This window comes from Nocardioides flavescens, from assembly GCF_009823805.1.
In the GTDB taxonomy this organism is placed as follows: Bacteria; Actinomycetota; Actinomycetes; order Propionibacteriales; family Nocardioidaceae; genus Nocardioides; species Nocardioides flavescens.
Genome location: NZ_WUEK01000002.1, coordinates 101972 through 120992 on the forward strand (window position 1 = coordinate 101972; position 19021 = coordinate 120992).

Annotated in this window: 16 protein-coding genes; 6 read left to right on the forward strand and 10 right to left on the reverse strand. The window is 73.8% G+C overall.

Annotation, left to right across the window (positions count from 1 at the left end; translation table 11 throughout):
* Window position 1 precedes the first annotated feature (1 nt).
* Window positions 2-2626 carry an AbfB domain-containing protein gene (locus tag GRQ65_RS23740; RefSeq protein WP_160875119.1) on the reverse strand — a complete coding sequence of 875 codons (2625 nt, stop codon included), beginning with the start codon at window positions 2624-2626 and terminating at the stop codon, window positions 2-4.
* A gap of 154 nt (window positions 2627-2780) precedes the next feature.
* Between GRQ65_RS23740 and coaE the strand changes: the two genes are divergently transcribed.
* Complete coding sequence (gene coaE, locus GRQ65_RS03185) at window positions 2781-3374, forward strand: dephospho-CoA kinase (protein ID WP_337191447.1); 594 nt, start codon at window positions 2781-2783, stop codon at window positions 3372-3374.
* Between the two features lie 120 nt (window positions 3375-3494).
* Here the strand turns inward: coaE and GRQ65_RS03190 are convergent, their stop codons facing one another.
* Both GRQ65_RS03190 and GRQ65_RS03195 read right to left on the reverse strand, forming a co-directional pair.
* Window positions 3495-4448: a sigma-70 family RNA polymerase sigma factor gene (locus tag GRQ65_RS03190; protein ID WP_160875123.1), complete on the reverse strand. Its 954-nt coding sequence runs from the start codon at window positions 4446-4448 to the stop codon at window positions 3495-3497.
* A gap of 175 nt (window positions 4449-4623) precedes the next feature.
* Window positions 4624-6774, reverse strand: a complete 2151-nt coding sequence (locus GRQ65_RS03195; protein WP_160875125.1) for a S9 family peptidase — start codon at window positions 6772-6774, stop codon at window positions 4624-4626.
* Between the two features lie 73 nt (window positions 6775-6847).
* Here GRQ65_RS03195 and GRQ65_RS03200 point away from each other — a divergent pair, with 73 nt between their 5' ends.
* The 3 genes from GRQ65_RS03200 (at window position 6848) to GRQ65_RS03210 (ending at window position 9204) form a co-directional block, all read left to right on the forward strand.
* Window positions 6848-7570, forward strand: a complete 723-nt coding sequence (locus GRQ65_RS03200; RefSeq protein WP_337191448.1) for a LamB/YcsF family protein — start codon at window positions 6848-6850, stop codon at window positions 7568-7570.
* A gap of 136 nt (window positions 7571-7706) precedes the next feature.
* A complete protein-coding gene (locus tag GRQ65_RS03205; protein WP_160875127.1) occupies window positions 7707-8324 on the forward strand; it encodes a carboxyltransferase domain-containing protein in 618 nt (205 codons plus the stop codon).
* Window positions 8325-8331: 7 nt separating this feature from the next.
* The gene (locus GRQ65_RS03210) at window positions 8332-9204 is read left to right on the forward strand and encodes a 5-oxoprolinase/urea amidolyase family protein (RefSeq protein ID WP_160875129.1); all 873 of its coding nucleotides are present in this window, start codon (window positions 8332-8334) and stop codon (window positions 9202-9204) included.
* Here the strand turns inward: GRQ65_RS03210 and GRQ65_RS03215 are convergent.
* The 4 genes from GRQ65_RS03215 to GRQ65_RS03230 all read right to left on the reverse strand — a co-directional run bounded on the left by GRQ65_RS03215 (window position 9170) and on the right by GRQ65_RS03230 (window position 12630).
* Window positions 9170-10186 carry a GNAT family N-acetyltransferase gene (locus tag GRQ65_RS03215; protein ID WP_160875131.1) on the reverse strand — a complete coding sequence of 339 codons (1017 nt, stop codon included), beginning with the start codon at window positions 10184-10186 and terminating at the stop codon, window positions 9170-9172. The two genes, GRQ65_RS03210 and GRQ65_RS03215, sit on opposite strands and share 35 nt — an antisense overlap.
* 10 nt (window positions 10187-10196) lie before the next feature.
* Window positions 10197-11567 carry a DNA polymerase IV gene (locus GRQ65_RS03220; protein WP_160875133.1) on the reverse strand — a complete coding sequence of 457 codons (1371 nt, stop codon included), beginning with the start codon at window positions 11565-11567 and terminating at the stop codon, window positions 10197-10199.
* A 74-nt stretch (window positions 11568-11641) separates the two neighbouring features.
* Window positions 11642-12223 (reverse strand): HhH-GPD-type base excision DNA repair protein, encoded by a 582-nt coding sequence (locus GRQ65_RS03225; protein ID WP_160875135.1) that lies wholly within the window; start codon window positions 12221-12223, stop codon window positions 11642-11644.
* A gap of 8 nt (window positions 12224-12231) precedes the next feature.
* Window positions 12232-12630: a universal stress protein gene (locus GRQ65_RS03230; protein ID WP_160875137.1), complete on the reverse strand. Its 399-nt coding sequence runs from the start codon at window positions 12628-12630 to the stop codon at window positions 12232-12234.
* Between the two features lie 138 nt (window positions 12631-12768).
* Between GRQ65_RS03230 and GRQ65_RS03235 the strand changes: the two genes are divergently transcribed.
* Window positions 12769-13380: a hypothetical protein gene (locus GRQ65_RS03235; protein ID WP_160875139.1), complete on the forward strand. Its 612-nt coding sequence runs from the start codon at window positions 12769-12771 to the stop codon at window positions 13378-13380.
* Window positions 13381-13411: 31 nt separating this feature from the next.
* Here GRQ65_RS03235 and GRQ65_RS03240 read toward each other — a convergent pair whose 3' ends face one another.
* From GRQ65_RS03240 to GRQ65_RS03250, 3 genes are all read right to left on the reverse strand, one after another.
* Window positions 13412-14911, reverse strand: coding sequence for a glutamate-cysteine ligase family protein (locus GRQ65_RS03240; protein WP_160875141.1), 1500 nt, complete (start codon window positions 14909-14911; stop codon window positions 13412-13414).
* Window positions 14904-16199, reverse strand: a complete 1296-nt coding sequence (locus tag GRQ65_RS03245) for a glutamate--cysteine ligase (protein WP_160875143.1) — start codon at window positions 16197-16199, stop codon at window positions 14904-14906. The genes GRQ65_RS03240 and GRQ65_RS03245 overlap by 8 nt, the downstream gene beginning before the upstream one ends.
* Window positions 16200-16269: 70 nt before the next feature.
* Window positions 16270-17259 (reverse strand): DUF4192 domain-containing protein, encoded by a 990-nt coding sequence (locus GRQ65_RS03250; RefSeq protein WP_160875145.1) that lies wholly within the window; start codon window positions 17257-17259, stop codon window positions 16270-16272.
* Between the two features lie 420 nt (window positions 17260-17679).
* On the opposite strand from GRQ65_RS03250, the gene GRQ65_RS03255 reads away from it, so the two are divergent.
* Window positions 17680-18951 (forward strand): RNA polymerase sigma factor, encoded by a 1272-nt coding sequence (locus tag GRQ65_RS03255; RefSeq protein WP_237447687.1) that lies wholly within the window; start codon window positions 17680-17682, stop codon window positions 18949-18951.
* Window positions 18952-19021: the final 70 nt, after the last annotated feature.

A 19021-nucleotide genomic window follows, 5' to 3' on the forward strand; every position in this document is an offset into this window, starting at 1 on the left:
ATCACCAGACCGGCGGGCGCACCACGAACGTCGCGGCGGTGCGGGCCGCCTCGGTGGCGCCCGGAGCGCCGAAGGAGACGACGTTGCCCGTCGCGCTGACGACGGACGTGCTGTCGTCGGCGCTGCGCAGACTGACGCCGCTGCCGGCGGCGCCGGTCACCGAGGTGAACGTCGCGGCGGTCACGTCGGTCGTGCCGACCGGCGTGCGGATCACGAGTCCGCCCTGCTCCTGGACGACGAACTGACCGGGGAAGTTGACCGTCTCCAGCGAGATCCCCGGCCCACCGGCCAGGGGTGCGCGGACCCAGAAGGTGGCGTCGGCCCGGGCGCCCTCACCACTGCGCACGTTGATCGCGTCGGCCCACAGGCGCCAGTTGGCGTGGCGCAGCAGCGTCCCCGGCGCGGCCAGCGGCTCCAGCGACACCTTGGCGGTGCGCGGCATCGGGTCGAGCGCGCTCGTGACCCGGAAGGTGCTGTCCGCGCGGCCCAGGTCGCTGCCGTCGAACTTCTCGGCGTACAACCGGAAGTTGCGGTGGCGCAGGTATGCCGTGCGGTCCGAGAGGAGGCGCAGCGAGGTGCCCTGGCCGGAGAGTCCGGTGACCGCCACGTAGGTGGCCGCCTGGGCGAACGCCGCTGTGCCGTCGCGCTGGACGACGCGTGCGGCGCCGCCCGCCGTGGCGCGCAGGTAGTAGCCGGGGTAGTTGACCGACTCGAGCGAGACGCCCTGCCCGGCGAGGCCCGGCCGCGTCACGAAGGAGGCATCGGCTCGCAGCCACGGCGACGACGTCGTGCTCGCCGGCTCGAGGTAGAGGTCGAAGTCGTAGTGGCGCACCTTGTGACCGGGGTAGTTGATCGGCACCAGCGACACCGCGGTGCCGGACGCGAGTGGCACGACGCCGGGGTCGGTGCCGGTCGCGGTGCCGCCGCCGGCCGCGACGGCCGGCGGGTAGACGGTGACCGTGCCGGGCTGACCGTTCTGGCGCAGCGTGAGCGTCTGGGCCGGGCTGGGCACCCCGGCGCTGTCGACGGCGACGAGGGCGTAGGAGCCCGGCGGCAGCGCGAGCTTGTCCTTGGGCAGCGTCACGGTCAGGCTCTGGCTGCGCTGGCTGAAGGTCAGCGGCACGCGCCGTTGGTCGGCGTTGACCGAGTGCGTCACGTTGCCGAGCTTGACCAGCGCGACGGAGGCGATCGTGCGGGCGTCGGACAGGCCTAAGGTGAGGGTGCCGCCGTAGACGAGGCTGCCCGCAACCGAGGTGAGCTGCACGCGGCTGGCCCAGCGCGTCACGCCGTCGGAGCCCTTGGTGAACAGGTGCGGCGGGTAGTACAGCTCGGCGTTGAGGTTGTCCTCGGGGCCCGGCACCCCGCCGCCCCCGGTGAAGACGGCGCCGCTCTGCATGAGCAGCGCGGTCGAGTGGTAGGTGCGGATCCGCACGGCGCTGGCCCCGCGGCGCCACGTGCCCTTGGTGGGGTTCCAGATCTCGACCTGGTAGCTGGAGTTCGCGGCCCCGCCGTCGGTGCCGTTGACCGTGCCGCCGCTGGCGAGCACCTCGCCGTTGCCCAGCACGGTGAGGTTGACCCAGTTGCGCTTGAGCGCCATCGCCGCCGTCGTCGCGACCTTGGGCGTGGTGCCCGTGATGTCGACGGTGCAGGCGGCGCCCGTGGCGGTGACGGCCTGGGTGTTCATGGCCTGACCGCCGCCGGCGACGAGGATCTTGCCGGGGGCGTACATCGCCGAGGAGCCGGAGACGCCCGGGGTGAAGGGCAGCGTGCCCAGGGAGCGGACGGAGCCCGTGCCCGTGTCGGACAGCGACCACATCTGGTCGTCGGACATGCCGAAGACGGTGCCGTCGGGGGCGTTGTAGACCCGGGGGTACCACCAGCGGTTGCGGCGCGCGCCGAAGGCGACGGTGCTCGCGGCGCCCGTGAGCTGGGTCCAGGCGCCCTCGCCCGTGCCGATCTCCGGCGTCAGCGCGACGCCGGCGTTGTTGTCGGGGTTCCGGTAGGCCTCGGTGTTGTAGTAGTCACCGCCGCCCAGCACCAGGACCCGGTCGTCGGGGCGGCGCAGGATCGTGGCGTACCACCGCTGCGTCGTGAGCTGCGGGCCCATCGCCTCCGAGCTCGTGTCGGGGTCGAACAGCATCGTGGCGGTGGTCGAGTTGCCGCCGATCATGAGGATACGGCCGTCCGAGAGCGGCTGGAGGCCGTTGCAGAAGCTGTTGTAGGTCTCCATGCTCGGCGTCTGCTGGTGCGAGGCGCGGCTCGCGCCGTCGGCGGGGCTCCAGTCGTCGTAGACCAGTCCGCCCTGCTCGGGCCGGTCGAGCGGGGTGCCGTAGGTGACGAGGTGGCCGTTGGGCAGGAGCGCGGCGTGGACCGGGATCAGCGGCCAGGCGACCTGGGGACTGAACATCCCCGCGGTTGCGGCGTCTGCGCTCGGCTTCATCGTGCCGAGGAACGGGTCGGGCGGCTGGACGAGCGCACGCGGCGTGGCGGACACGGGGTACTGCCCCGGCTCGGCGGCCGCGGCCCTCCCGGTCTGGCTGGCGACGGCCGCGGCGGCCAGGCCGAGGCCCGAGGCGGCGAGCAGAGAGCGTCGAGTCGTGCGAGCAGACAGCAGCGGCTTGTCCACGGATCCCCCCGAATCGTGGCGGCGGCGTCCACCCCCCGTGGACGCTCTGCGCGCACGGAGCATGGCAGGCACCCTTGCGGGTGAGCAACCCGGGGGAGCACCTGGCCCGGACCGCACCAGACCGCCGCTGCGCCGCCGGTGGGACACTGGCGGCGTGCGCGTGGGACTCACAGGCGGTGTCGCCTCCGGCAAGAGCACCGTCTCGGCGGTGCTGACCGAGCTGGGGGCCGTGGTGATCGACTCCGACGTCCTCGCCCGCGAGGTCGTCGCCCGGGGTACGCCGGGACTCGAGCAGGTCGTCGCGGCGTTCGGCGCGGGCGTGCTGACCCCCGAGGGCGACCTCGACCGCGCCGCGGTCGGCGCGATCGTCTTCGCCGACGAGGCGCAGCGCCGGGTGCTGGAGTCGATCGTGCACCCGCTGGTGCGCGCCCGCAGTGCCGAGCTCGAGGCGGTGGCGGGCCCCGGCGCGCTCGTGGTGCACGACATCCCGCTGCTGGTGGAGGGGGGCATGGCGCCGGCGTTCGACGCCGTGGTGGTCGTCGACGTGCCCCCCGAGCTGCAGGTCGAGCGGATGGTGCGCGACCGCGGCTGGAGCGCGGAGGAGGCCCGGGCACGCATCGCCGCCCAGGCCACCCGCGAGCAGCGCCTGGCGGTCGCCACCCACGTCATCGACAACACCGGCACCCGCGAGCAGCTGCGCGAGCGCGTCGAGCAGGTCCACGCCGAGCTGCTCGCCGCGGCCTCGTAGGACGCATCCGGGCCTAGGACGCACCGAGGGCCCCGACCAGCGTGTGTCGAGGCCCTCGGGTGGTGGACGTCGGGTCTCGGGTCCCGTCGTCCGTGTCTCAGATGACGCGCAGGGGTGCGCTCAGGCGGCCAGGTCGGGGTCGGCGATGCGGCGCAGCTTCTGCAGGGCCTCCCGCTCGAGCTGACGCACGCGCTCGGCGGAGATGCCGTGCTTGGCGCCGATGTCGGCCAGCTTGTGCTGACGACCGTCGGTGAGGCCGTAGCGAGAGCGGATGATGTCGGCGGCCCGCTCGTCGAGGTGCTCGACGAGGGTGTTGAGCCGGTCGCGCGACTCCGAGTCGAGGACGGTCAGGTCGGGCCCCGGGGTGCTCTCCTGGGCCATCAGGTCACCGAGCGAGGTGTCGCCGTCCTCGTCGACGGGCGAGTCGAGGCTGACGTGCTCACGACCCCAGGCCATCAGGTCGAGGACCCGGTCGAGGTCCATGCCGAGCTCGGCCGCGATCTCCTGCGGCTCCGGCTCGCGACCGAGCTGACGCTCGAGCGTCCGGCGGGCACCGCCGACCTGGTTGAGCTCCTCCACGACGTGCACGGGCAGCCGCACGACGCGGGCCTGCTGCGCGATGCCACGGGTGATGGCCTGGCGGACCCACCACGTGGCGTACGTCGAGAACTTGTAGCCCTTGGTGTAGTCGAACTTCTCGACCGCACGGATCAGGCCGGTGTTGCCCTCCTGGATCAGGTCCAGCATCGGCATCTGGGCCCGGCCGTACTTGCGAGCGATCGAGACGACCAGGCGCAGGTTGGCGGTGATGAAGGTGTCGACGGCCTTGCGGCCCTCCTCGGCGAGCCACTCGAGCTCCTCCTGGGTCGCACTCATCGGCGCGCCACCCTTGCGGCGACCGACGCGGCCCTCGCGCAGGAGGTGCTCGGCCATCAGGCCGGCCTCGATGGTCTTGCTCAGCTCGACCTCGGAGGCGGCGTCCAGGAGGGCGTTGCGAGCGATCTCGTCGAGGTAGAGCCCGACGCTGTCACGCCCCTCGATCTCACGTGTGCTGCCCGTGGTGCGAGTCGCCATGATGATCCCTCCTCCGCTTGCCCGGACGCTCTCGGCGTCACGTAGTCCTCAACGTCCTCAGTGACCGGGGGATTCCCCCGCAAACCTGGACCTCTCGACTGGAACGACGAGTGAGACGGGCTCGGAGTTGCAGTACCCGGATACTCTCAGCGACTTCTCAGCACAGGGGTGGGACTCAGGACCGGGGCTCGACCTCCGCCAGGCCCATCCGGTCGAGCATCCAGGCCAGGGCGAAGGCCCGGTCGTGCCAGGCCTTGTAGCGGCCCGAGACGCCGCCGTGACCGGCCGACATCTCGGTGCGCAGCAGGACGTCCTCGCCGTTGAGCGCGGTGTGGCGCAGGCGGGCCACCCACTTGGCCGGCTCGACGTAGAGCACCCGGGTGTCGTTGAGGGAGGTCTCGGCGAGGATCGCCGGGTAGCGCACCGCCGCGACGTTGTCGTACGGCGCGTAGGCCGCGATGTAGTCGTAGACCTCGGGGTCGCCCTCGGGGTTGCCCCACTCGTCGTACTCCGTGACGGTGAGGGGCAGGGTCGCGTCGAGCATCGTGGTGAGGTTGTCGACGAACGGCACCCCGGCGGCGATCCCGGCGAACAGCTCCGGTGCCTGGTTGGCGACCGCGCCCATGAGCAGCCCGCCGGCGCTGGCGCCCTCGGCGACGAGCGTGTCGGGGCTCGACCAGCCGGTCTCGACGAGGTGGCGGGCGCAGGCGACGAAGTCGGAGAAGGTGTGCTGCTTGGCGAAGAGCTTGCCGTCGTCGTACCAGTGCCGGCCCATCTCACCTCCGCCGCGCACGTGCGCGATCGCGAACGCCGCGCCGCGGTCGAGGAGCGAGAGCCGCGCGACCGAGAAGTAGGGGTCCATGGAGGCCTCGTAGGCGCCGTAGCCGTAGAGCAGCGTCGGCAGCGGCCCGGCTCCGTCGACACGGGCGTCGCGGCGGCACACGATCGAGATCGGCACCTGCACGCCGTCCTCGGCGGTGGCCCACAGGCGGTGCTCCTCGTAGTCCTCGGGGTCGTAGCCACCGAGCACGGGGGTCTGACGCAGCAGGGTGAGCTCGCGGGTGCGGACGTCGTAGTCGTAGACCGACGACGGCACGGCCATGGTGGTGTAGCCCAGGCGCACGGTCGGCTGGTCGAAGCCGGGGTTGCCGCCGGAGCCGACGGTGTAGACCTCGTGGTCGAACTCGACGAGGTAGTCGTCGCCGGGCCCGTCGGGGCCGAGCTCGACGATGCGCAGCTGCGTGAGGCCCTCGCTGCGCTGGTGCACGACGAGGTGCCCGGCGAAGGCGTCGACGTCCTCGAGGCGAACGGCGGGGTCGTGGGGGATGAGCGGGGTCCACTCCTCGCGCGGGGTCGGACGGGCGGGGGCGGTCGCGAGCTCGAAGTCGGCCCCGGAGCCGTTGTGCAGGACGAGGAAGACGTCCTCGCCGGCGATCCGGGCGTGGTCGAGGGAGTACTCCAGTCCCTCCTCGCGCGGGAGGAAGACCTGCAGGCCCAGCTCGGGGGCGTCGGCGTCGAGGTAGTGGTACTCCGACGTGGTCTTGGAGCCCGAGACGACCATGATGAACCGGTCGCTGCGGCTGCGGCCGACGCCGACGAAGAAGCGGCCGTCGGTCTCGTGGTGGACCAGCTCGTCGTCGGCCTGGGCGGTGCCGAGGCGGTGGCGCCAGATCTTGTCCGAGCGCCAGGAGTCGTCGACGGTCGTGTAGTAGAGGTGCTCACCGGCCCGGTCCCAGGTGGCCCCGCCGATGGCGCCCTGGATGACGTCGGGCAGGTCGGTGCCGGCGGCGAGGTCCTTCACGCGGATCGTGTAGCGCTCGTCGCCGACGGTGTCGACCGACCAGGCCAGGCGGGTGCCGTCGGGGCTGATGCTGGAGCCGCCCAGGGAGAAGAACTCGTGGCCCTCGGCGAGCGCGTCGAGGTCGAGCAGCACCTCCTCGCCGGGCAGCGCGGGCTGGTCGGGGGCGCAGTCCTCCGCGGGGCGCGGGGGAGTCCAGTCCTCCGGGTCGGTGACCGGCACCCGGCAGCTGGCGCCGTACTCGCGGCCCTCGAAGGAGCGGCCGTAGTACCAGTGACCGCGGTTGCGGGTCGGCACCGACAGGTCGGTCTCGCGGGTGCGCGCCTTGATCTCCTCGAAGATCCGCCCGCGCAGGTCGGCGAGGTGGGCCGTGCGCGCCTGGGTGTAGGCGTTCTCGGCCTCGAGGTGGGCGGTGACCTCGGGCTCGCCCTTCGCGCGCAGCCAGTCGTACTCGTCGACCCGGGTCCGGCCGTGGTGCTCGGTCGTGACGGGGCGTCGCTCGGCGACGGGGGGAAGCACCTCAGCCATGCTGGCAACCTATCCGTGACGGTGTGAGGTGCCGTGAGGTGCCCGGCGCGGGTGCGCGCCCTACCTTGGTGCCGTGGCCGATGTCGTGAGCGGTGCCGCGAGCGGTGGCTCGAGCCGGTTCCTCGACCTCAACGCCGACCTCGGCGAGGAGGTCACCGACGACGCCGCGCTGCTGCGCGTGGTCAGCAGCGCCAACGTCGCCTGCGGCTACCACGCCGGCACCCCCGCCACGATGCGTGCGGTGTGCGAGCAGGCGGCGGAGCGCGGGGTCTCCGTCGGTGCGCAGGTGTCGTACGACGACCGGCCGGGCTTCGGGCGGGTGCCCCGCGACGTCGCGCACGACGTCCTGCGCGAGCAGGTCGCCGACCAGGTCGGCGTCCTCGCCGAGCACGCGGCCGCGGCCGGGCTGGCGGTGCGCTACGTCAAGCCGCACGGCGCGCTCTACCACCGCGTCCTCGACGACGAGGAGCAGGCCGACGCGGTGCTGGCCGGCTCGGGTGACCTGCCGGTGCTCGGCATGCCCGGGGTCGTGCTGGACGCCGCCCGTGCGGCCGGCCGGGTGGTGCACCTGGAGGGCTTCCCCGACCGCGGCTACGGCCCCGACGGGCGCCTGCTGCCCCGCGACGCGCCCGGAGCGCTCGTCGAGGGCACCGACGCCGTGGCGGCCGCCGCCGTACGTCTCGCGCACACCGTCGACTCCGTCTGTGTCCACGGCGACAGCCCCGGTGCTGTCGAGCACGCCGTCGCCGTCCGTCGTGCCCTGCTCGACGCCGGCTGGGTGCTGAGGGGCCTGTGAGCCGCGCCGAGTCCCACCCGTCCCACGAATCCCAGCAACTGCTGGGATCGCCAACGTTCTGGGGTGTTGCAACCCCCCAGAACGTCAGGAAACCCAGCAGCTGCTGGGATTCCGACACCTCCGGAGGGGGAGGCCGGTGAGCGGGCCGGTCCGCTGGCTGTCGTACGGCGCGACGGCGGTCCTGGCCGAGGTGGCCGGCCCTGATCAGGCCCAGTCGCTGGCGGCGTACGCGCGGCAGGCGGGGCTGACGGCGCTCGAGATCGTGCCGGGCGCGACCACGGTGCTGTTCGACGGCGTCGCCGACGCCGGCGCCCTGCAGCGTGCGCTCGACGGGTGGCGCCCGGGTGTGGTCGCGGACCACGAGGGGCCGCTCGTCGAGGTGCCCGTGGTCTTCGACGGACCCGACCTCGCGCCGGTCGCCGAGCGGTGGGACACCGACGAGGCGGGCGTCGTCGAGCGGCTGACCGGCACCGAGCTCGTCTCGGCGTTCTGCGGGTTCGCTCCGGGGTTCGCCTACCTCGCCGGGCTGCCGGCCGAGCTGGCCGTGCCGCGGCTGGCGACCCCGAGACCGAGGGTGCCGGCGGGATCGGTCGCCATGGCCGACACGTGGTGCGGGATCTACCCGAGCGCCTCGCCGGGTGGCTGGCGGCTCGTGGGGCGCACCGACGCCGCGCTCTGGGACCCCGACCGGACGGACCCGGCGCTGCTCGCGCCGGGCACCCGGGTGCGGCTGCGCCCCGTGAGCGGCTGGTGAGCAGCCCGTGAGCGTCCTCCACGTCCACCGGGCCGGGCCGCTGACGACCGTGCAGGACCTGGGACGGGTCGGCTGGGCGCACCTCGGAGTCCCCAGGGCGGGGGCGCTGGACGGGCCGGCTGCCGCGCTCGCGCAGCGGCTCGTCGGCAACCCGCCCGACGCGGCGCTGCTCGAGGTGACCTGGGGAGGACTCGAGGTCACCAGCAGCCACGCTGTCTGGGTGGCCGTGACCGGCGCGCCCGTGCCGGTCGAGGTCGACGGCCGGGCGGTGGGCCACGACCGCGTCGTCCGGCTGCCGGCCGGGGGCCGGCTCCGCCTCGGGACGCCGGAGCGCGGGGTGCGGTCGTACGTCGCGGTGGCCGGGGGCATCGACGTCACGCCGGTCCTCGGCTCGCGGTCGACCGACACCCTCGCATGGCTGGGACCACCGCGGGTCGCGGACGGCGCCCTCCTGCCGGTGGGGCTGCCGACCGGGCCGCCGGCCCCGGTCGACGTCCTGCGCCCACCCGCGCCGGGTCCGCTGCGGCTGCACCCGGGCCCGCGCGCCGACCGGGTCGAGGGCGACGTGCTCGTCCGGCTCGCGGCGACGTCGTACGTCGTGGGGGAGGCGTCCAACCGGGTCGGGCTGCGCCTCGACGGCGACCCGCTGCCGTTGTCCGTCCGCGACGAGCTGCCGAGCGAGGGCGCCGTGCTCGGCGCCGTGCAGGTGCCGCCCGACGGTCGACCGGTGGTGTTCCTGGCCGACCACCCGCCGACGGGCGGCTACCCGGTCGTGGCGGTGGTCGACCCCGGCGACCTGTGGTGTTGCGCCCAGCTGCGGCCGGGGGAGCCGGTGCGCTTCGCGCTCACGCCGGGAGGTGGCGGGCGAACTCCGCGGTGAGCTCGACCGGGCGGAAGCCGAGCTGCTCGTTGATCGCCACCATGAAGGCGTTGTCCTCGGCGTTCTGCGTCACCACCACGCGCGCGCCGGGGGTCGCCCGCTGGGCGGCCCGCAGGCCGGCGGCCTTGACGGCGAGGCCGAGGCGGCGGCCCCGGTGCGCGCGGTGCACGAAGGTGCCCCACTGGACGACCTCGGTGCTGTCGAGGCGGCTGGGGACGAGCAGGGTGTTCTGCGCGACGACCTCGCCGTCCGGGCTGATCGCGACGGTCTCGAGGCGGGTGCGTCCCATCGCCGTCGCGCTGGCGACCGCCGCGGTGAGCCGCTCCGGGGTCATCACCTCCTCCTCGAAGTCGACCGCGCCGCTCGGGGCGTCGACGGACAGCTGACCGAGCAGGACGCAGAGAGAGGCGACGAGGGAGTCGGGCACGCCGTCCGCGTGCGTCTCGACGCGGTAGCCCCGGCGCTCCGCGCCGGCCTCGTCGACCCAGTCCTGCAGTCGTTCGTCGGGCACGGGCAGGTCGAGGTGGCGCACCACCTCGACGCTCGCCCGCTCGTAGCCGCAGGCCCGGGCGAACCGGGCGTGGCCGTGGTCCTCGCGCTCGTCGGCCGGGAGGTGTGTCTCGGCGAGCAGCAGGGTGCGGCCCTCGGCGCGGGCCAGCTCCTCGACCCGGCGCACCAGCGCCGTACCGACCCCTGCCCGTCGCGCCAGCGGGTCGACGTGCAGCTCGAACCACGCCTTGTCGGTGTTGTCGAGCAGCGGGACCCACAGCTCGGCGACGCCGAGCAGCCGGCCATCGGCGCTCGCTTCGAGGAGCAGCTGCCGCTCACCCGGGTCGGGCGTGCGCATCGCGCCGACGTACTCCCCGGGCGTGCGCTGGGGCAGCGACTCCCGACCGACCAGGTCGGCTCCGGCCCACACCTCGCCGCGCGCGCGGAGCTCGTCGTCGCCGAGATCGGCCTGGTCGAGCACCCGGATCTGCACGCGCGTGACGCTAGGGCTCTTCCGGCTCGTCCTCCACCGGTTTCTGCCAGGGGTGCAGCGCCGGGTCGTCGTGGGCGAAGGAGCGCACCGGGCCGGCGGGGGTCTCCGCGGTCTCGAAGCGCACGGTGACGACGCCGCGGCCTGCGCCCCAGACCCACCCGCGGCCGAGCTCGTCGTGGACGACGTCGGCCCCCGGCCACCAGCCCGAGCGGTCGCGCACCCGGCTCAGGTCGGGCAGCTCCACCTCGGGCGCGGTCTCCGCGCCGTCCCCTGCCTCGCCGAGCGCCTCGCCGAGCGCCTCACCGAGCGTCTCGCCGAACAGGTCCTCCTGCACCCAGTCGGCGAGCCCGGAGACACCGACCCCGAGGAGCCGCACGCCTCCCGAGGTGTCGAGGTCCGCCAGCAGTCGCCGGGCCAGCCGGGCGACGGTCGGGGCGCTGTCGGTGGGGGAGGGCAGGGTCGTCGACCGGCTGAGCGTGGTGAAGTCGTGCATCCGCACCTTGATGGTCACGGTCCGCCCCGACAGGCCGTGCTTGCTCAGCCGGGTCGCCACCTCGCCGGCCTGGCGGGTCAGCAGGTGCTCCATGAGCGAGCGGTCGGTGAGGTCGGTGTCGAAGGTGCTCTCCGAGCTCACCGATTTGGCCTCCCGGTCCGCGACCACGGCGCGGTCGTCCTGGGCGCGCGCCAGGGCGTGGAGCCCGGCGCCGTGGGCCTTGCCGACGAGGCGCACCAGCTCGTCGAGGTCGACGGCCTCGAGGTCGGCGACCGTCACGATCCCCGCCCGCCGCAGCCGCTCGCCCGTGGCCGGTCCGACGCCCGGGATGACCGTCACGTTCATCGGCCGCAGCAGCTCGCGCTCCGTGCCGGGTGCCACGACGACCAGCCCGTCGGGCTTGTCGAGGTCGCTCGCGACCTTGGCGATGAACTTCGAGGTGCCGATGCCGACGCTCGCGGTCAGCCCGCCGGTCGCCTCGTGGACCCGCGCGCGCAGCGTCTCGGCGTACGCCGACACCGTGGCGACCTCCAGGTCGGGCAGGTCCGCTGCCGCCAGGTCGACGAACGCCTCGTCGAGGCTGAGCGGCTCCACCAGGGGGCTGGCCTCGCGCAGCAGCCCCATGACGATCGCGCTGGCCTCGCGGTAGGCGTGGAAGCGCCCGGTCAGGAACGCCGCGTGCGGGCAGCGGCTGCGGGCCTCCCGGGTGGTCATCGCCGAGCGCACGCCGAACCGACGCGCCTCGTACGACGCCGTCGCGACGACGCCGCGTCCGCCGACGCCGCCCACCACGACGGGCTTGCCGCGCAGCGACGGCTTGTCGCGCTGCTCGACGGCGGCGAAGAAGGCGTCCAGGTCCAGGTGGAGGACCGAGGCCTGGGCACGCACGGCTGGCAACGTACCCCGCGGCTCCGACGCCGCTGCGCGGGTGGAGACCGGTGTGCCTGCGAGAGCGGCGGCGGTCAGTCCTTCGCGGCCGCTGCCTTGGCGGCGGCCTTCATCTCCTTCTTGTGCTCGCGCACCTTGAGCAGGCTGTCGGGATCGGTGACGTCCGCGACCGAGCGGTAGCCGTCCTCGGCGTAGGCGCCGACCGCCTTCTCCCACCCGTCGGGACGGACGCCGAGCTGCTTGGCGACGAGCGCCGTGAAGATCTGCGCCTTCTGCTTGCCGAAGCCGGGCAGCTCCTGCACCCGCTTCAGCAGGTCCCGGCCGTCGCTCGCCTCGAGCCACAGCCGCTCGGCGTGCCCGTCGTAGCGCTCGACGACGATGCGGGCGAGCTCCTGCAGGCGGGCTGCCATCGAGCCCGGGAAGCGGTGGATGGCCGGCGGCTGCGAGCAGAGCCGGGTGAACTCCTCGGGGTCGGCCGCTGCGATCGCGCCCGGCTCGATGGTGCCGAACCGCTCCAGCACCTTGTGCGGGCCCCGGAACGCGTGCTCCATGGGGTACTGCTGGTCGAGCATCATGCCGACGAGCAGGGCGAACGGGCTCTCGCTCAGCACGTCGTCGGCGGCGGCGTCGCCGGTGATGTGGATCCGGGTGCTCACGCCGCAGCTCAGTCGGCCTTGACGGCGAGGACGGGGCACTCGGCGTCGAGCAGGATGTGCTGGGCGTTGCTGCCCAGGATGAGCTTGCCCACCGGCGTGCGCCGGCGCAGCCCGATCACGATCAGCTCGGCATCGACCTCGCGCGCGATCTGCAGCAGGTCCTCGGCGGCCTCCAGGCCCGTCTCGGGGTGACGCACCGAGACGGCGATGCCGGCGGCCTCGACCTTGGCCCGCACCTCGTCGAGCTCCGCTCCGATGCGCTCGTGCGCCGCGGCGTCGCCGTGCCGGGGTCGGTGGCTGTTGACGACGACCAGGTCCGCCGAGCGGAGGGTCGCCTCGCGGATCGAGGCCTCGAGCGCGGCCTCGCCTTCGGGCTTCGGCACGTATCCCAGCACCACGGTGGCCATGAGTCTCCCTTCGGGCTCGTGGGCATCGGGTACCCACGGGCTGGTTGCGGGCAACCTACCGAACCCCGCTCGCCCCCGCTCTCCGTCCGCCTGTGGACGAGCGTGGTGGGACCCGGCGGGGCTGGGCAGGGTCCGGACGTGGCAGGAGTGGAGAACCCCGTGGACCGCGGCCTCGCCCGTGCACTGCGTCGCGCCGTCCTCGACCACGCGGGCTCAGAGCAGCGGCGCCTGCACCCGCCTGTGCTCCACGTCGGTGTCCCGGGCGGTTTCCCGGGCGGTTTCCCGGGCGGTGTCCCGGGTGCGGTCCCGGGGGCGGCCGTGGCCCGTCTCGACCTCGGCGCGACCGCTGGTCCGGTCGATCCGGGCCTGGCGGTCGACGTGGTCGCCGCGATGCGCGCCCGCGTGCGCCGCGCGGCCGAGGGCGACGGCGTCCGCCGACGGATGTGGGCCACCGTCTGTCGCGCCGGGGCCCCCAGTGCGGAGCTCGACGACGGCCCGGACGACCTCGACTACGCCGGCGCCCCGGCAGGCGGCCCCGAGGTCGACCTCGCGCCGTTCGTGTGGCTCACCCGGGCCGGCGACCCGGCGCTGCTGCAGGACCTCGACGCCCACTGGCTCGCCGCCGCCGGAGCGGCGTACGCCGAGGCAGGGGCGGCGCTGACCTTCGTGGTCGTCGGGCGCCGCGGCTGGTACGACCCCCGCAGCGGGGTCGGGCGCACCTGGGTGCGGCTGCGCCAGCCCGTCCGCTGAGGCTGTGGGGCCGGTCGGACCGGTCCCGGCCTCAGACAGGCCAGGTGTGGACCGGCTCGTTGGTGTGCATCAGCCTCCGGTACTCCAGCAGCGTCGCGCGCAGGGCGTCGAACCGCGCAGCGTCGTCGGAGTCCTGGTCCGACCCTCCGGCGGCCTCACGGGCGGCCATCGACCGCACGAACCACTCGGCGCCGTTGGTGCCCAGCAGGCAGCGCTGCTCGATGATCCCGAGCAGCCGGTCGGCGGTCTCCTTCTCGACGCCCCACGACGCGAGTCCCTCGTGGGCGAGCGGCAGCAGTCTGCGCAGGGTCAGCTCGGTTGCGCGCACCTGGCCGACCCCGGGCCAGTAGACCTGGGCGTCGATGCCGTGCTGGGCGGCGACGTGGAAGTTCTCCTCGGCCGCGCTGAACGACATCTGCGACCACAGCGGTCGCTCGCTCTCGGCCAGAGCGCGCACCAGGCCGAACCAGAACGCCGCGTTGGCGACCGTGTCGGCGACCGTGGGACCGGCCGCGAGCACGCGGTTCTCGACGCGCAGGTGCGGCACCCCGTCGGCGACGTCGTAGACGGGTCGGTTCCAGCGGTAGATCGTGCCGTTGTGCAGCCGCAGCTCCGACAGGCTCGGCGTGCCCCCCGCGTCGAGCACCTCGAGCGGGTCCTCGTCGTCGGTGATGGGCAGCAGCGCCGGGAAGTAGCGGACGTTCTCCTCGAACAGGTCGAAGACCGAGGTGATCCACCGCTCCCCGAACCACACCCGCGGGCGCACGCCCTGGGCCTTGAGCTCCTCCGAGCGCGTGTCGGTCGACTGCTCGAAGAGCGGGATCCGGGTCTCGCGCCACAGCTGCCGGCCGAGCAGGTAGGGCGAGTTGGCGCAGACCGCGACCTGGATCGCCGCGATCGCCTGGGCGGCGTTCCAGTACGCCGCGAAGCTGTCGGGCGAGGTCTGCACGTGGAACTGCGTGCTCGTGCAGGCCGCCTCCGGGACGATCGAGTCCGAGGTGGTGTCGAGTCGCTCGTGCGTGCCGACCAGCTGGATGGCGATGTCCTCGCCCCGGGCGTTGAGGATCTGCTCGCTCAGCAGCTTGTAGCGCGGGTTGGGGCTCAGGCTGCCGGCGTTCATGTGCCCGGGGCGCAGGGTCGGCAGGATGCCGATCATCACCAGGTGGGCACCGGTCTGGGCCGAGGCCTCCTCGGCGCCGTTGAGGTCGTCGCGCAGGCTCTCCTCGAAGAACTCCAGACCCCGCTCGCGCAGCAGCGCCGGGGGCACGTTGATCTCGATGTTGAACTGCCCCAGCTCGGTCTGGAACGCCGGGTCCGCGATCAGCTCGAGCGCCTCGGCGTTCTTGAACGCCGGGTCGCCGCGCTCGTCGACCAGGTTGAGCTCGACCTCCAGCCCGGTCATCGGGTCGTCGGTGACGAAGCGGTTCTCGCGCAGCATCCGCGCGAACACGTCGAGGCAGCGCCGCACCTTCTCGCGGTGGCGGGTGCGGTCGGCCCGCGAGAACTCCTGGGCGTCGACCTCCTCACCCACGTCGACCACCCCGCTCCGCCCCAGCAGTCCCGTTCGTCGTGCCGGTCATGGGGTCACTCCCGTCCTCGTGCGGACCATCCGACGAACCTAGTGATGGACGGTCGGTCGGGGGAAGCGACCCGCCCCACGCGCCCTCCCACGAGGCCGCGGTGCGGGCGAGGAGGTCGTCGACGACGCCCTCGAGCGAACCGCCCCGCTCGCGGGCCGAGCGCTGGTGCACCGCACCCGTGCCCGCGAGCACCCGGGCGACCCCGGTCTCGACGAGTTCGAGGTCCCCGGCTGCGTCCAGGCGCTCGCGCACGTGGTCGACGAGCCGGGCGAGCACCTCGCGCGCCGGGCGGACCGTGTGGTCGACCGGGTCGAGCAGCCGGTCGCCGAGGCCCGAGCGGGACGCGCGCCAGCGCGCGGCGCGCAGCTCCTCGCAGCGCCACCCGTTGCGGGCGACCCCGTGGGAGGCGACGTCGAGGGCCGCGGTCTCCACGAGTCCCCGCACCAGGGCGGCGAGCAGCGCGATGTCGTCGGGGTCGGTGGTCGCGTCGAGCACCCGGACCTCGAGGGTCGGGTGCTCCTCGGCCAGCCGGGCGTCGAAGTAGAGCATCCCGCGGTCGAGCGCGGCACCGCTCGCGATCATCCGCTCGCAGACGGCCTCGTAGCCCGCCACGGACCCGAACGCCTCGGTCGGGCCCGCGCTGGGCCACGACGACCAGGCCTGGGTGCGCCAGGAGGCGTAGCCGGTGTCGCGACCGTCGGCGTAGGGCGAGTTGCTGCTCACCGCCGCCAGGACGGGCAGCCAGGGCGCGATCCGGTCGAGGCAGCCCACGCCCTCCTCGTCGGACTCGATCGCGACGTGCACGTGCATGCCGCACGTGCCGCCGAGGCGGGCGACGTCACCGTAGGTGTCGACGATGCGGCGGTAGCGGTCCTCGGCGGTGACCGCCGGCACGACCTCGTCGAGCCCCAGGGGCGAGGCGGCTCCCGCGGCGACCGCGAGCCCGAGGGCGGCGGCCGCCTCGCCCGCCCGACGTCGTGCCTCGACGATCTGGCCGACGGCGCGGACGACGTCGGTGGTCGGGTCCGAGCGGGTCTCCAGCTGGTGGCGGAACAGCTCGGGGTCCAGCGGGGACGGCTCGCCGTGCTCCCCGCCGTCCTCCCCGCCGTGCTCCCCGCTGCTCGGGAGGTCGCGGCGGCGGTGCTCGCGCAGTACCGCGCCGGCCCGGGAGGTGGCCGTGCGGGACTCGGGGTCGACGACGAGGAGCTCCTCCTCGATGCCGAGCGTGCGGGTGTCCACGCGGGGGCTGGTACCCAGCCCCGCGCCGACGCCGCCCCCGCCGCACCCGCCGCACCCGCCGCCGTACGGATCACGCGCGGCCCCGGGGTGCGATCAGCATGTCGAGCAGCTCGGGGAACGACGACGGCGGCACGGCCCGGGTGAGCAGGTCGTCGACGACCTGGGCGAGCGGGTGGTCGGCCTCGGCCTCGCGGCACCGGTCGACGGCGCACCAGGCGAGGGCGCCGTGACCGGCGAGCCACGCGGTGAAGGCGAGCAGGGCGGCAGGCGCGGCGACCAGCTCCTCCGGGCTGCGCTGGACGGCGTCGGTCCACAGCCGCACGGCGCTCTCGGCCTGGTCACGGTCCAGGGTGGCCCAGCAGACGTCACGCCCCGGTCCGCCGTGCGCACCGGTGGTGCCCAGCAGCACCCGAGCCAGCTCCACGTCGGTGAAGCGCCCCGTCGTCAGGCGCAGCGCGACCAGGTCGGCGACCTCGTCGGGGGAGCCGGGACCGGCGGTGACGAGGGCCGAGCGGGTGAGGTCGACCAGGGCGCTCACCGGACGCAGGGACAGCTCGAGGTCGGCGCGCGAGCCGTGGATGACGATGCCGTCGAGGACGGCCTGGGCACGGAAGGGGTGGTCGTCGACGCGGTAGGGGACGCCGTGGCGTGGCGCTCCCGCGGCGTACCACCGACCCTCGTGGGTGCGCAGCACCTGGACGACGTCGATGCGGGCCGCGGCGAAGGCCCGCCGCAGTGCGCGGACGGTGCGTCGCGTGCGCGAGTCAGCGTCGCCGTAGACGACGAACAGCACCTGGTGCACACGGTGCCGGCGGGCCGGGTCGAGCAGCATCCGCACCCCCTCGTCGAGCGTGGCGGCGTCGGCGCCCGGCGGTGGGAGGTCGAGGCGCCCGTGGAAGGTGTCCTGACCGCCGAAGGTGAGCATCACGACCGAGTCGGAGGGCACGAAGCCCAGCACGACGGGCACCAGCGCGAGCACGTCCTCCGGGGTGCGGGCGGTGAGGCGGCGCGGGGGCCGAGGGCCGGAGCCGTGGACGGGAGCGGGAGGGGTGGTGGTCATGGCGCCACGCTCCCTGTCCGGAGCCGGTCCTGGCCGCGTCGGGCACGATCTGTGGAGGACCGGGCGTGGTGCACCCGCCTGTGGACGGTTCGTGGACTCCGGCGTCTCCCGCCGGGGCGAGCGCCGGGCACCGCGATGCGGGAGGTCCTTGGACACCGTGGCATGATGATCAGCGCGGCTCTTGACGACAGCGGGTCTTGCCGCGCCCTGCTCCAGCACGGGCCCGCATCCGAGTTGGTCACCGGTCAGATTGCAGAGGTGTTCGTGTCCTCGAACGCACGAAGAGTCCCTGAGCAGGTCCTCGGTCACCCCGCCGTGGTGGCCCTGGTCGAGAAGGGCCAGCTCGGCCCCCTCAGTCCCGAGGACGTCCGTCGCGCCAGCGAGGACGCCGCCGTGGAGCCCAAGCACCTCAAGGGGCTCATGGAGCACCTGAGCACGCTCGGGGTCTCCGTCCGGATCCCGGCCGGCTCCGGCCGCGTGGCCGCCGCGACGACCGCGAAGAAGACCACGACCGCGAAGGCCGCCAAGACCGCGGCCCCCGCGAAGTCCGCCGCCCAGACCGCTGCCGCGCCGGCTGCGGGTGCCGCCGCGACCGACCCGGTCGTGCCGGTCCCTGCCGTCGACGCCGACGGCAAGAAGGTGCTGCCCGACCTGCCGGACGAGCAGTTCGAGAAGGACGTCGCCGCCGACCCCTCCATCAAGGAGGACGAGAAGGAGGCGTCGTTCGTCGTCTCCGACGCCGACGACACCGGCGAGCCGGAGCAGCAGGTCATGGTCGCCGGCGCGACCGCCGACCCGGTCAAGGACTACCTCAAGCAGATCGGCAAGGTGCCCCTCCTCAACGCCGAGATGGAGGTCGAGCTCGCCAAGCGGATCGAGGCCGGCCTCTTCTCCGACGAGAAGCTCGCCAAGGGCGGCAAGATCAAGCCCGCGCTCCTCGAGGAGCTCGAGTGGATCGCCGAGGACGGCCGTCGCGCCAAGAACCACCTGCTCGAGGCCAACCTGCGCCTCGTCGTCTCGCTGGCCAAGCGCTACACCGGCCGCGGCATGCTGTTCCTGGACCTGATCCAGGAGGGCAACCTCGGACTGATCCGCGCGGTCGAGAAGTTCGACTACACCAAGGGCTACAAGTTCTCGACCTACGCGACGTGGTGGATCCGTCAGGCGATCACCCGCGCGATGGCCGACCAGGCCCGCACCATCCGCATCCCGGTGCACATGGTCGAGGTCATCAATAAGCTGGCCCGCGTCCAGCGGCAGATGCTGCAGGACCTCGGCCGTGAGCCCACCCCGGAGGAGCTCGCCAAGGAGCTCGACATGACCCCCGAGAAGGTCATCGAGGTCCAGAAGTACGGCCGCGAGCCGATCTCGCTCCACACCCCGCTCGGTGAGGACGGCGACTCGGAGTTCGGGGACCTCATCGAGGACTCCGAGGCCATCGTGCCGGCCGACGCGGTCAGCTTCACGCTGCTGCAGGAGCAGCTCCACGCGGTCCTCGACACGCTCTCCGAGCGTGAGGCCGGCGTGGTCTCGATGCGCTTCGGGCTGACCGACGGGCAGCCCAAGACGCTCGACGAGATCGGCAAGGTCTACGGCGTGACCCGCGAGCGGATCCGTCAGATCGAGTCCAAGACGATGAGCAAGCTGCGCCACCCGAGCCGGTCCCAGGTCCTGCGCGACTACCTCGACTGACGCGCACTCAGGCACATCACGACGCCCGCGAGGGCCCGACCGCGCTCGCGGTCGGGCCCTCGCTGCGTCG